The sequence below is a fragment of the Kibdelosporangium philippinense genome (assembly GCF_021390435.2).
GTDB classification, from domain to species: domain Bacteria; phylum Actinomycetota; class Actinomycetes; order Mycobacteriales; family Pseudonocardiaceae; genus Kibdelosporangium; species Kibdelosporangium philippinense.
This window is the reverse complement of the sequence record NZ_JAJVCN010000003.1, coordinates 613,177-626,549: the sequence shown is the minus strand read 5'-3', so window position 1 is coordinate 626,549 and position 13,373 is coordinate 613,177. Positions and strand designations below refer to the sequence as shown.

Annotated in this window: 9 protein-coding genes; 1 reads left to right on the top strand and 8 read right to left on the bottom strand. The window is 66.3% G+C overall.

All coding sequences use genetic code 11. From position 1 onward, the window contains the following. Positions 1 to 2: 2 nt before the first annotated feature. The 5 genes from glgB to LWC34_RS34805 form a co-directional block, all read right to left on the bottom strand. Entirely contained in the window at positions 3 to 2,174 is a 2,172-nt protein-coding gene (glgB, locus tag LWC34_RS34825; protein WP_233729510.1) for a 1,4-alpha-glucan branching protein GlgB, read from the bottom strand. A 54-nt stretch (positions 2,175 to 2,228) separates the two neighbouring features. Continuing rightward, on the bottom strand, positions 2,229 to 3,587 hold the full coding sequence (locus LWC34_RS34820) for a maltokinase N-terminal cap-like domain-containing protein (protein ID WP_233729509.1): 1,359 nt from the start codon (positions 3,585 to 3,587) through the stop codon (positions 2,229 to 2,231). Continuing rightward, positions 3,584 to 5,365, bottom strand: coding sequence for a maltose alpha-D-glucosyltransferase (treS, locus tag LWC34_RS34815; RefSeq protein ID WP_233730935.1), 1,782 nt, complete (start codon positions 5,363 to 5,365; stop codon positions 3,584 to 3,586). Before treS ends, LWC34_RS34820 begins: the two co-directional genes overlap by 4 nt. A gap of 561 nt (positions 5,366 to 5,926) precedes the next feature. After that, positions 5,927 to 7,894: a maltotransferase domain-containing protein gene (locus LWC34_RS34810; RefSeq protein WP_233729508.1), complete on the bottom strand. Its 1,968-nt coding sequence runs from the start codon at positions 7,892 to 7,894 to the stop codon at positions 5,927 to 5,929. A gap of 53 nt (positions 7,895 to 7,947) precedes the next feature. Continuing rightward, positions 7,948 to 8,724 (bottom strand): nucleotidyltransferase domain-containing protein, encoded by a 777-nt coding sequence (locus LWC34_RS34805; protein WP_233729507.1) that lies wholly within the window; start codon positions 8,722 to 8,724, stop codon positions 7,948 to 7,950. Positions 8,725 to 8,937: 213 nt separating this feature from the next. Here LWC34_RS34805 and glgP point away from each other — a divergent pair, with 213 nt between their 5' ends. Next, entirely contained in the window at positions 8,938 to 11,511 is a 2,574-nt protein-coding gene (gene glgP / locus LWC34_RS34800) for an alpha-glucan family phosphorylase (protein ID WP_233729506.1), read from the top strand. Between the two features lie 56 nt (positions 11,512 to 11,567). Here the strand turns inward: glgP and LWC34_RS34795 are convergent, their stop codons facing one another. From LWC34_RS34795 to LWC34_RS34785, 3 genes are all read right to left on the bottom strand, one after another. After that, positions 11,568 to 12,539: a tetratricopeptide repeat protein gene (locus tag LWC34_RS34795; protein ID WP_233729505.1), complete on the bottom strand. Its 972-nt coding sequence runs from the start codon at positions 12,537 to 12,539 to the stop codon at positions 11,568 to 11,570. Between the two features lie 71 nt (positions 12,540 to 12,610). Next, positions 12,611 to 13,045: a type II toxin-antitoxin system VapC family toxin gene (locus LWC34_RS34790; RefSeq protein ID WP_233729504.1), complete on the bottom strand. Its 435-nt coding sequence runs from the start codon at positions 13,043 to 13,045 to the stop codon at positions 12,611 to 12,613. Beyond that, entirely contained in the window at positions 13,027 to 13,365 is a 339-nt protein-coding gene (locus LWC34_RS34785) for a hypothetical protein (RefSeq protein WP_233729503.1), read from the bottom strand. Before LWC34_RS34785 ends, LWC34_RS34790 begins: the two co-directional genes overlap by 19 nt. Positions 13,366 to 13,373: the final 8 nt, after the last annotated feature.

Here is a 13,373-nt window from a genome sequence, read left to right as displayed (position 1 = left end):
TCCTACGAGGGTACGAGCCAGATGACCCCTTGTGGTGGCAGTTGCAAGACCGCGGACGCGGGACGACCGTGCCACGGCTTGCCAACAGCTTCGACATCGCCGTAGTTACCGACGCCCGAACCGCCATAGACCTGCGCGTCCGTGTTCAGCACCTCGCGCCAATGCCCTGTCTTCGGCAACCCCACCCGGTAGTCGTTGTGCGGCATGCCCGCGAAGTTCGCGATGCACGCCACCATGTTCGACCCATCCGGATCCATGCGGATGAAGGACAACACGTTCCCGGCCGCGTCGTTGGCGTCGATCCACGAGAAACCCTCTGGCGACGCGTCCGCCACGTACATCGCTGGCTGCGAACGGTAGACCTTGTTCAGGTCGCCGACGAGTTTCTGGATTCCGGCGTGCAATGGGGAATCCAGCAGGTGCCAGTCCAGTGACCGGGATTCCGACCATTCGTCGATCTGGCCGAATTCGCCGCCCATGAACAGCATCTGCTTGCCGGGATGCGCCCACATGTACGCCAGCAGCGAGCGCACGCCCGCCGCTTTGTTCCAGTCGTCGCCGGGCATTCGGGTCCACAGTGAACCTTTGCCGTGCACGACTTCGTCATGGGACAAGGGCAGGACGTAGTTCTCGCTCCAGGCGTAGACCAACGAGAACGTGATCTCGTTGTGGTGGTACGACCTGTGCACGGGATCGTGGTGCAAGTAGTTCAGGGTGTCGTGCATCCAGCCCATGTTCCACTTGAACCCGAAGCCGAGGCCGCCGAGATGCGTCGGCCTTGTCACGCCTGGCCACGCCGTCGACTCCTCGGCGATCATCATCGCGCCTGGGTGTCGCCTGTAGACAGTCGCGTTCAGCTCCTGCAGGAACCGCACCGCGTCCAGGTTTTCCCTGCCGCCGTGTTCGTTCGGCAGCCATTGGCCTTCTTGGCGGGAGTAGTCGAGGTAGAGCATCGAGGCGACCGCGTCGACGCGCAGGCCGTCGATGTGGAATTCCTCCAGCCAGTACAGCGCGTTGGCGACCAGGAAGTTGCGGACTTCGTTACGGCCGAAGTCGAACACGAGTGTTCCCCAGTCGGGGTGTTCGCCCCGGCGCGGGTCGGCGTGTTCGTACAGCGGTTGGCCGTCGAAGCGGGCCAGTGCCCAGGAATCCTTCGGGAAGTGGGCGGGTACCCAGTCCATGATCACGCCGATGCCACGGCCGTGCAGATGGTCGATGAAGTAACGGAAGTCGTCGGGGGTGCCGAACCGGGACATCGGCGCGTAGTAGGACGTGACCTGGTAGCCCCACGAACCGCTGAACGGATGCTGGGCCACCGGCATCAGTTCCACGTGGGTGAAGCCCAGTTCCGTCACGTAGTCGGCGAGCTGTTCGGCCAGTTCCCGATAGCCGAGACCAGGCCGCCAGGATCCGAGGTGCACCTCGTACTTGCTGACCGGGCGACGCCACCAGTCGGTGCGCTCGCGCTCGGCCACCCAGTCGCCGTCCGTCCATGTGAAGTCCGATGTGGACACAATGGACGCGGTCGCTGGCGGTGGTTCCGCGCTGAAGGCGAGCGGGTCGGCTTTTTCGTGCCAGTGCCCGTCCTTGCCGAGCATCCGGATCTTGTAGCGGGTTCCTGGCGGCAGGCCTGGGATGAACAGTTCCCAAATGCCCGATGAACCGAGCGATCGCATCGGGTTCGCCCGGCCGTCCCAGCCGTCGAAGTCGCCACAAACCCGGGCGCCTTGGGCATTCGGGGCCCATACGGCGAACGAAGTGCCTTCCACCACCCCGGCAGGCGTCTCGTACCTCCGCACCTGCGCGCCCAACACCGTCCAGAGGCGCTCGTGGCGTCCTTCGGCGATCAGGTGCAGGTCCAGCTCACCCAGCGTCGGCAGCCACCGGTAGGGGTCTTCGACCAGTTCGACCTTGTCGCCGTACGTGACCTCGAACAGGTACTCCGTCGGCGTCTGAGACAGGATCGCCGCGAACAGGCCGGGCGCCACCTGGTCCAGCTCCTGCTTGAGATCACCGGCGAGAACGGTCACCCCGCTCGCGCCTGGGCGCAACGCGCGCACCACCGCTCCCATCGGGTGCGGGTGCATGCCCAGCACCGAATGCGGGTCGTGATGTGAGCCGGCGAGCAGGCGATTGACGTCCTCGGCCGGCGGGGCCGGATCGAGTGGATTCACCCACGTGATCCTAGTGGCCCGGCCGGTCGATCGCAGATCTGCCCGTGACCTTTTCTACGACGCGATCCGGGCGATCGAGGTCAGCGGGATCTGCAGCCAGTCCGGACGGTTGGCCTGCTCGTAGGCCACCTCGTAGACCGCTTTGTCCAACTCCAACGCGCGCAACAACACTTCGTGGTCGCGGGGATCGCCGTTCGGTGACACCTCCGCGTAGCCGTCGCAGAACGCGGCACGGTTACGGTTGGTCCATTCACGCGCGCGCACCGCGAGCTGATGGTCCTCTGGTTGCCCGACAAGCAGTTGGTGCGCGGCGTAGTCGAACGACCTGAGCATCCCGGCGACGTCACGCAGCGGCGAGCGGGGCGTCGTCCGCTCGTGGACCGGAGCCGCGGGCTCGCCCTCGAAATCGATCAACGCCCAGCCATTCACCGTACGCAGGACCTGGCCGAGGTGCAGATCGCCGTGCACGTGCTGCACGGGCACGCCGCCGTCCGCCGCGCCGCGCGCCTCCTCGAACACGCCACGGATCGCGTCTTCCTGCTGCGCCAAGGCGGGAACCGTGTCGAGCACGCTGTCCAGCCTGCGGTGCATCGCGTCGACGGCCGCGTCCAGTTCACCTGGCTCGACCGGGCGGGAATCCAACGCTCGCGCCAGATCCGCGTGCACGGCCGCCACCGCCGCGCCCAGCCGGTGAGATTCGCCCGCGAAGTCGCCGCCGACCTCGTCGGCGTGCAGGTCAGCTTCGGCCATCAGGTCACGCACGCTTGTCGTGGCCATTGCCCAGCCGTCTGCCGCGTCGGCGAAGAACTGCTGCAGCATCCCCAAAGTCGGGCGGTCGCCGTCGTCGTCGGAGATCCAGCCGAGCGGCTGCGCGATGTGCTCGCAGCCGACCGAATGCAACGCGCGATGGATCCGCAGGTCCGGGTTCGGGCCCGCGGACAGCTTGCGGAACAGCTTCAGGATGTACTGCTGGCCGTAGATCAACGAGGTGTTGCTCTGCTCGGACGTGACCGCCCGGCCGCGCAGGCCTTCGTCCAGGTCCACGTCGGTTTCCCGGTGGAACGCGATCGGGCCTGCCGACTCCTCCTCAGCGATCGCGTCCAACAGGAACGTCATCAGTTCGGCGTCAGCTGTGGCCTCGTACCAATGCCTGCCCTCGCCGTCGATCCAGACGCCGGACAGGTACTCCGGCGGGTTGTCGCGGCTGCCAAGCAGCAGCTGGTAGACCGATTTGCGGTCGTCCTGCACGACTTCGACAAGCGCGTGGACCAGCCGTGGGTCGTTGTCCGACAACGTGATCGCGCGCAGCGGGCGGGCCTCGGTTACCGGGCGGTCCTTCCCGCCGAACCACCGCTGCGCCGGCAGCCATTTCGGTAGTTCGTCGGCCAGCATCCGCAGAACCGGCTCAGTCATCCCTCGTCCACCGCCATGATCTCGAACCAGTAGAAACCGTGCCCTGGCAGCGTGAGCAAGTAGGACAACTCGCCGATCAACGGGAACCGCACCCCACCGGTCAGCTCGACCGGCTGACGGCCCTCGTACTCCGAGAGATCCAGCTCGACCGGCTGCGGGAACCGGGACAGGTTGTTCACGCAGAGCACGGTGTCGCTGCCATGCCGCCGCAGGTACGCGAGCACGCTCGGGTTGGACGAACCCAGCTCCTGGAAGTCGCCGAGCCCGAACGCGCTGTGCTGCTTGCGCACTTCGATCATCCGGCGCGACCAGTGCAGCAGCGATGACGTGTTGTTCAGCTGCGACTCGACATTGATCGCCTGGTAGCCGTACACCGGATCGGCGATCACCGGCAGATAGATCCGCCCCGGATCGCACTGGGAGAAGCCGCCGTTGCGGTCCGGTGTCCACTGCATCGGCGTGCGCACAGCGTCCCGGTCGCCGAGCCAGATGTTGTCGCCCATGCCGATTTCGTCGCCGTAGTACAGAACGGGCGAGCCGGGCAGCGACAGCAGCATCGCGGTGAACAGCTCCAGTTGGTTGCGGTCGTTGTCCAGCAGTGGCGCCAGCCGCCTGCGGATGCCGATGTTCGCTTTCATCCGCGGGTCCTTGGCGTACTCCGCGTACATGTAGTCGCGTTCCTCGTCGGTGACCATTTCCAGGGTCAGCTCGTCGTGGTTACGCAGGAAGATGCCCCACTGGCAGCCGGACGGGATCTGCGGGGTCTGGGCCAGGATCTCGGAGATCGGGAACCGCGACTCGCGCCGCACGGCCATGAAGATGCGTGGCATCAACGGGAAGTGGAACGCCATATGGCACTCGTCGCCGCCGACGGCCGCGTCACCGAAGTACTCGACCACGTCCGAGGGCCACTGGTTGGCCTCGGCCAGCAGGACCCGGCCGGGGTACTCGTCGTCGACTACCTTGCGGCACCGGCGCAGGAACTCGTGCGTACGCGGCAGGTTCTCGCAGTTGGTGCCCTCTTCCTCGAACAGGTAGGGCACGGCGTCCAGCCGGAAACCATCGATACCGATGTCCAGCCAGAACCGCAGGACTTCGAGCATCGCCTCCTGCACCTCGGCGTTCTCATAGTTGAGATCCGGCTGGTGGGAGAAGAACCGGTGCCAGTAGAACTGGCCGCGGACCGGGTCGTACGTCCAGTTGGAAGTCTCAGTGTCGACGAAGATGATCCTCGCGTCCGGATAGGCCTCGTTCGTGTCCGACCAGACGTAGTAGTCGCTGTACGGCCCCTGCGGGTCGTTGCGCGACGCCTGGAACCACGGATGCGCGTCACTCGTGTGGTTGAGCACCAGGTCGGTGATCACCCGGATGCCACGCCGGTGCGCCTCGTTGAGCAGATAGACGAAGTCGTCAACAGTGCCGAACTCGGGCAGTACCGCGCGGAAGTCGGAGATGTCGTAGCCGCCGTCACGCAGCGGCGAGGCGTAGAACGGCGGCAGCCAGAGGCAGTCCACCCCGAGCCACGCCAGATAGTCCATCTTGGACGCGAGGCCGCGTAGATCGCCGGTGCCGTCCCCGTCGGAATCGGTGAAGGCACGGACGAGGACCTCGTAGAAGACCGCGCTTTTGAACCAGTCAGGATCACGCGGAGCCATTCTCGCCGAACGAAAATCCTCGGCCTGGGGCTCGACCAGGTGACCGTCGGCCATGACGGCCTCACCGGTATGCGGGACGCCCTCAAGACCCAACGCGGAGTCAGGGCGGGGATCTTCCGGCACAGTCGACACGTTCGCACCACTCGTTCGCTTGAGGCCTGACACTTTGGTGGTACCCCAAAGCCGGGCTGCTTGAACAGCGGATGCTCTGGCGGTGAGCGGACTCTAGCTGGTCAACCGCCGGCCGGGCGAACTATGGTCCCTCTTCGTGGGACCGAAGGTGTGCAACGGCTTTCTCGACCTGTCGAAGGAGACGCCTCTGGCGCGACGAATTCGCCTCGGTCGTTGGCTTTCTTCGTGGTGTCAAGGATGCCTCGTGAGTGGCCCGGGGGCCAGGGTTGCGGGGGCACTGACTACAAGGGACCGCTCGACCTGCCACGGCTGACCGAACTGTCGGTCCTCGGGGTGAATCCGGAACTGGACTTTCTCAGGCTGGAATTCAAGCGGGCGTGCAGGTGTCGTCGGCCGTCCTGGCTTGGCTCCGAAATTGCGTCGGGCGCCGCTTCATGAGCGGTGTCTGACCGATACGGCTGGCCTGTCCAGTCTGGCCGAAATGCGGGAGATCGCCGATGTTGAGGCTTTGCGTGGACACCCCTTCACTGAGGAACGTGGTTTTGAACTCCGCTACCGCTGCACGGAAATGATGTGCGCGACCGCGTTCCACGGCTCGAGTTTCACGTAGTTCGTCTGGCCCCAATCCCACGACTGACCGGTGACTTCGTCGAACGCGGTGAATCGGTCGTGCCAGCGCATCCCGAGTGACGGCAGGTCCAGCCAGACCGTGCCCTCCTGGGTGGAGAACGGGTCGAGGCTCAGCACGACGAGAACTGTGTCGCCGGACTCGGGGTCCACTTTGGAATAAGCCAGGATGGAGTCGTTGTCCGCGTGGTGGAACTGCAGGGTCCGCAACTGCTGCAGCGCCGGGTGCGTTCGCCGGATCGAGTTCAGCCGACGGATCCATGGTTCGAGTGACCGCCCGTCAGCCAAAGCCTTTTCCCAGTCACGCGGGCGAAGCTGGTACTTCTCCGAGTCGAGGTATTCCTCGCTGCCTTCACGGACCGGCTGGTGCTCGAAAAGCTCGTAGCCCGAATAGACGCCCCACGTCGGCGCCAGCGTCGCAGCCAGCGCGGCCCGCAGCGCGAACATGCCCGGCCCGCCTTCCTGCAAAGACGCGTGCAGGATGTCCGGCGTGTTGACGAACAGGTTCGGCCTGGCCTCGTCGGCGTGTTTCACCAGCTCCTGACCGAATTCGATCAACTCCTGCTTGCCCACTCGCCAGGTGAAGTACGTGTACGACTGGGTGAAGCCCAGCCTTGCCAGCCCGTAGAGCCGTGCCGGGCGGGTGAAGGCCTCGGACAGGAACAGCACGTCCGGGTGCGTCGACTTCACCTGGTTGATCAGCCAGTGCCAGAAGTCCGGTGGCTTGGTGTGCGGGTTGTCCACTCGGAAGATCCGCACGCCGCTCTCCACCCAGTGCATGACCACCCGCAGAACTTCCGCGTACAGCCCGGCTGGGTCGTTGTCGAAGTTGAGCGGGTAGATGTCCTGGTACTTCTTCGGCGGGTTTTCCGCGTACGCGATCGTCCCGTCCGGACGCGTGGTGAACCACTCCGGGTGCGCCTTGACCCACGGGTGGTCCGGCGCGCACTGCAACGCCAGGTCGAGCGCGACTTCCATGCCCAGCTCGTGGGTACGGGCGACGAAGTCCTTGAAGTCCGCGAGGGTGCCGAGGCGCGGGTGGACCGCGTCGTGGCCGCCTTCGTCCGAGCCGATCGCCCAGACCGAGCCGACGTCTTCCGGCACCGAGATCACGCTGTTGTTCGGGCCTTTTCGGTTGATCTTGCCGACCGGGTGGATCGGCGGGAGGTAGACCACGTCGAAGCCCATCGACGCGATCCGGTCAAGCTCATGGGTCGCCGTGGCGAATGTGCCGTGCACCGCCTTGCCCGACTCGTCGACGCCGCCGGTCGAGCGGGGGAAGAATTCGTACCATGACCCGAAAAGGGCACGTTTGCGGTCGACCCAGATGCGGATCGTCTTGCCGCGGGTGACCAGTTCCCTGACCGGGTGGCTGGTCATGATCTTGTGCACCGGCTCGGACAGCGCCTCGGCGATCCGCGCGGGCAACGGCCGTTCCGTGTCACGCAACGCTTGCGCGGCCGAGGCGAGCAGCCTCTTCTCGCCGTTGCGGTTGGGGCGCCGGGAAACCCGCTCAAGCAAGCGGGCCCCGGACTCCAGGTCGTTCCACAGTTCTTCCGGCGTCTGTGCGGCGCCGACCTTCACCTCGACCGCGTGTTTCCAGGTCGACCACGGGTCGCTCCACGCGTCGACGCGGAAGGTCCACAGGCCTTCGGTGTCCGGCACGATCGTCGCGACGAACTCGTCCGGCTCGACCGGATGCGGCTCCATCCGGGTCTGGCGGGCGACCGTGTCGGTCGGCCCGCGCCAGGCGACGGTCGCGGCGACCGCGTCGTGGCCTTCTCGCCACACCGTCGCCTGGATCGGAACATGTTCTCCGACAACGGCTTTGACCGGATACCGGCCACAGTCGACAGACGGGGAGACATTGTCGATACCGAGACGACCGCTCACAGAGGCTCTCCTCAGGTGTGGGGTTCTGCCTCTAGTCTGCCGTGTCCAACCCCTTATCGCGTAATGGGGCCAGCCCACACGCGCTGGTAAGCCTGCTGTAACCAGGCGTTCGCAAGATCACGGTCGGGTCGCTCGGGCAAAGGCGAACTGGTGATCAACTTTTCCAGCTTCGCCTCGAGCTCGTCGGCCGCGGCAAGCGCTTCGTCCTTCGTGTGCTTGCCCTGCCGCAGATCCCGCAGCCACGTCAGCCACGGCTCGGGGATCGGCAGCGTGATCTTGCCGGTTTCCAGCAGTTCCACACCCTGCACGCCGAGGCGGACCATGTGCATCGCGTACTTGGCGTCGAAGCCGTACTTCTCGATCAGCTCAGGCCGATTCGTGTGCCGCCTGTTGCCGAGCATGCCCGCGCGCTGGGAACGCAGGTAGCCGATGAACCGCATGCCCGCTTGCCGCGACAGCACGATCTCCGGCTTCGCCCGCAGCTCACGGCCGAGATCCGTGATCTCGACGATCTCATCCTCCGGCACGAACAAGGGCAGCAGGACGGTCGGGTTGCCCTGCAACGCCAGACGTACCCACTTACGCAGTGAGTACACGATCAGGTCAAGATCGCCAGGCCCGGACCGGTGGCCCTCCGGCTGCGTGCGGAAGATGTACTGCTCGAAGCGGTCAAGGCCGATGACGTAGCCGGGCGGTTCGACACAAATGCCCATTTCGTCCCGGTCATCCTGGCCTTGGATCGCGGTTCCGTGCACACCGGAGCCCACCTGCACGCGCAGGATCGTGCTCTGCTCGGCGATCGCGGCGAACTGGGGACTCGAGTGCTTCATGACGAAGATTTGTACCGGTCAACCAGGCCATCCACGTACTGGTTTTCGCCCCCAACCGCCGTGTCCACCGTTCCGGAACACCGTGTCCACCGTTCCGGAAGGGTGTGTCCACCTTTGCGGCACACCGTGTTGACCATTGCTTGCGCGCAGGTCCCCGTTCGCTTCGCTCCGGGGTCTTCAAGATCGCTGGGGGCGGTAAGTATGGTGCTCGGGGTGAAAGCTGTGCGTCGATTCGCCGTCCGTGCCGGTCTGCCGGAGTCGCTGGCCGAGCTGGGCACCCTGGCCAACAATCTGCGCTGGACCTGGCACCCGCCTACCCAGGACCTGTTCGCCGCGGTGGATCCGCAGGCGTGGGAGGAGCTGGGTGGCGATCCGCTGCGGATGCTCGAACAGGCACCGGCCGAGCGGCTGCGCAGACTCGCCGCCGACGAGGAATTCATGATGCGGGTCCGTGCGGTCTCCGACGACCTGCGCCGCTACATGACCAGCGACCGCTGGTACCAGCGCAGGCAGGAAGAGCTGACGCACCGGGCCGCCGGTGACCCGTCGGCCACCAGGCTGCCGAAGTCGATCGCGTACTTCTCGATGGAGTTCGGGGTCACCGAAGCGCTGCCGAACTACTCGGGTGGCCTTGGCATCCTCGCCGGTGACCACATGAAGGCCGCGTCCGACATGGGCGTGCCGCTGATCGGCGTCGGCCTGCTCTACCGGTCCGGGTACTTCCGGCAGTCGCTGTCGGCCGAGGGCTGGCAGGTCGAGCACTACCCGGTGATCGATCCGCGCGGCCTGCCGCTGGAGCCGCTGACCGAGCCGTCGGGCGTGCCACTGCTGGTGCACGTCTCGATGCCGGGCGGCCGCGTGCTGCGTGCCCGGATCTGGAAGGCGAACGTCGGACGCGTGCCGTTGCTGCTGCTCGACTCGGACGTCGAAGAAAACGACGCTGACCTGCGCGGCGTGACCGACCGGCTGTACGGCGGCGACCAGGACCACCGCATCCGCCAGGAGATCCTGGCCGGGATCGGCGGCGTGCGCGCCGTGCGGACGTACTGCGAGCTGACCGGTCACCCGCAGCCCGAGGTCTTCCACACCAACGAGGGCCACGCCGGTTTCCTGGGGCTTGAGCGCGTCCGTGAGCTCATGGCGGCCGAGGGTCTCGACTTCGACCAGGCGCTGTCGGCTGTGCGCGCGGGCACAGTGTTCACCACCCACACGCCTGTGCCCGCCGGAATCGACCGTTTCCCGGTCGACCTGGTCCGGCACTACTTCGGCGGCGGCAACTTGTTGCCAGGACTCGACGTGCAGCGCGTGCTGGCGCTGGGCGCCGAGGAGAACGTCGGCATGTTCAACATGGCGCACATGGGTTTGCGGCTCGCGCAGCGCGCCAACGGTGTGTCCAAGTTGCACGGCGAGGTCAGCAGGTCGATGTTCGGCGGCCTGTGGCCCGGATTCGACACGCACGAGGTGCCGATCAAGTCGGTGACCAACGGTGTGCACGGCCCGACGTGGGCGGCGCGCGAGATCTCCAAGCTGCTCGGTGAGTCCGAAGTAGACAGTGAGGTTGGCTTGACCGGCTTCCAGCCGGTGACCGACGCCCTGCTGTGGGAGTTGCGTTGCGGGTTGCGTGAGCGCCTTGTGCACGAGGTTCGCAGGCGTGTTCGGGAAGCGTGGTTGCAGCGTGGCGCTTCTGCTTTGGAGCTGTCGTGGACCGAGGGCGTTTTCGACCCGAATGTTCTGACTGTCGGGTTCGCCCGGCGTGTGCCGACGTACAAGCGGCTCACGCTGATGCTGCGCGATCCCGCGCGGCTCAAGGCACTTTTGCTTGACCCGGACCGGCCGGTGCAGCTGGTGGTCGCGGGCAAGTCGCATCCGGCTGATGACGGCGGCAAGGCGCTCATCCAGCAGATCGTCCGGTTCGCTGACGACCCTGAGGTGCGCCACCGGATCGTGTTCCTGCCCGACTACGACATGTCGATGGCCCGTTATCTCTACTGGGGCTGCGACGTCTGGCTGAACAACCCGATGCGCCCGCTGGAGGCGTGCGGCACGTCCGGCATGAAGGCCGCGTTGAACGGCGGCCTGAATCTGTCCATTAGGGACGGTTGGTGGGACGAGCTCTACGACGGCCGCAACGGTTGGGCGATCCCGACGGCCGACGGCGTGACGGATCCCGTGCGCCGTGACGACCTCGAAGCCTCGGCGCTCTACGACCTGCTCGGCTCGCAGGTCGTGCCGACGTTCTACGACCGTGGTGGCGACGGCGTGCCCGGCAAGTGGATGGAGCTCGTCCGGCACACGTTGGCGTCACTTGGCCCGAAGGTCCAGGCGACCCGGATGGTCCGCGAGTACGTCGAGTCGTTCTACGCCCCCGCCGCCACATCGGCCGCACGTGCTGCGACCGAAGGATTCCAGCAGGCCAAGGACCTGGCTGCGTACCGCGGCCGCGTTGACGCGGCGTGGCACCACGTCCGCGTGACCGACAGCGAGCTGACGTTGCCTGACGGCAAGACGCCGGTGATCGGCGAGCGCGTCCAGGTGCGTTCATCGGTCGAGTTGGCCGGGTTGCAGCCGACCGATGTCGAGGTCCAGGCAGTGGTCGGCCGGGTCGGGGACACGGATGACCTGCTGGACGTGGTCACGGTGTCGATGAAGCCCGACAGCGACGGGACGTACGTGGCCGAGCTGCCGCTGCCGCACGCGGGCGCGTTGGGTTACACGGTTCGCGTGCTGCCCAAGCATGACCTGCTCGCGTCCACCGCGGAGCTCGGACGGGTGATCCTGGCGAACTGAGATGCCGTGAAGGTCACCTTCGCGGTGTTCAACGCACCAAACCAGGCCCTCACGAACTATGCCTGGGCGAGGTCGAGGCGGCTGCGGGTCAACGCGACCCGCGGCCACCACGGCACCAGCCGTTCGGCCTTGGCCAACGTCTCGCGGGCCTTCGAGTTGTCGCCTGCGGCCATATAGGCGCGCGCGAGCGTGGCCAGATCATCCGCCCGGCCCAAAGATCCGTCGTTGTTCTTGCACGACGCGCGCGCCAGCCGGACCGCCAGCTGTGGATCGCCGGCCAGCAACGCGATCAACGCGCGCACGCCGTCCAACATGTAACTAGGTTTGCCCAGTTCAACCGCTTCATTCACGGCCCTGGCGGCGACCGGCAAGCCTTGCTGCGCGTCCAGCTGACCGGCCTCGATGGCCGCTCCCGTGAGCCCAGCGACCGTGGCCAGCGCCGCTGCGGCTTCCTGCCCGTCGGCTTCGGACATCCCGATTGCCAGCGCCAACGCTTCCGCGTACCGGCCGCGTGCCTCCAAAACCAGGACCCTCGACGCCCTGACACGCCTGGCCTGCGGGTTGGCGACCGTCAGCTGGTGCACGAGCCGCTCGGCCGCGTCCAGCTCACCGGCCTGGACGAGCTCGACGACCTGCAGAACCCCAGGAGTCTCCTCCTGCCTGCGTCTGACCAGCGCCATGCTGAGCACGGCGGCCGCACCGCCGAGCGCGGCCTCGTAGCTGACCAGGACCGAAAGGGCGGCGATCACTGCCCCAGCGGCGATCCCGATCGTGCGGCGCCGCGCCTCGACCGAGATGAACAGCGGAAACGCCCTGACGACCACAGTGCGCCGGATCGTGCGCCACTCGGCGACCCTCGGCCCAAGCCCGATCACGACACTGTGCGCCCTGATGCCAAGCACAAAGTTGCCGACGATCGCGGTGACAACCATCCCTGCCAGCGCGAACAGCAATCCGGCGATCGACCCCTCGATCGCCGGGACCGCTGACGCGACCGCCAGATACGCCCCGAACCGAACTATCCGCACAAGACCGGGACGTTACGCACCCATCGGCCAGTTCCCCACGTCCACAGGGGTGTCCATCGGGGCAGCGCGGATCAGACGTGCACGACCGCGACTCGCTGTTCCTTGGGCCGTCCGGGCTCGTCGACAAGGCGGCTCATGTTGTCGGGGTCGCTGGTCAACAGGACCACCGGTCGTGCCGAGACAAGCGCGGTCGCGGCGACGACGGAGTCGATCGCGCAGCGGTGGCCGGACATCCCGGCCGCTCCGAGCAGTTCACCGGCGGCGCGGCCCAGCTCAGGCGTGACCGGCATGGTCCTGATCTTCGCCAGCACACGGTGTACCGACGCGTCACGCGGACCGCCTCGAAGCACCTCGGTCAACGTGAGCGCACTGACGACGACGTTCGCTCTGCGTTCGCGTGCGGTGTCGAGAAAAGCCCGTGCACGGGAGTCTCCCGCGGCGAGTTTGGACAGCCCTTCGCTGTCCAGGACCAGCGTGCCGCCTGTTCCTATTCGGCGTCCGGCCATGCCGCCCTTGCCTCCGCGAGGTGTTCTTCGGCGACCAGACCGTGTTTCACCCTGAGCTCGGCGGCGAGTTCGTGCAGGAGATCCTGCTCCAGCTGCTGAGCGACCGCGATCGCGATGTAGTGACTGAACTCGCCCTTGCCGACGCGTTGCTGGACGGCCGCGGTGAGCTCTTCGGGCAGTGAGACGCTGACTTTGCGTGCTTTACCGAGTGAGGACAACTTGTCCGCGCTCGACAGCAGCCGCAGGAGCTCACGGTCGGCTTCCGCGGCTGATGACGCGTCGTCATCACGTTCGGTGTAGTCCCACGGCAGTGCGGTCACCTCTTTAT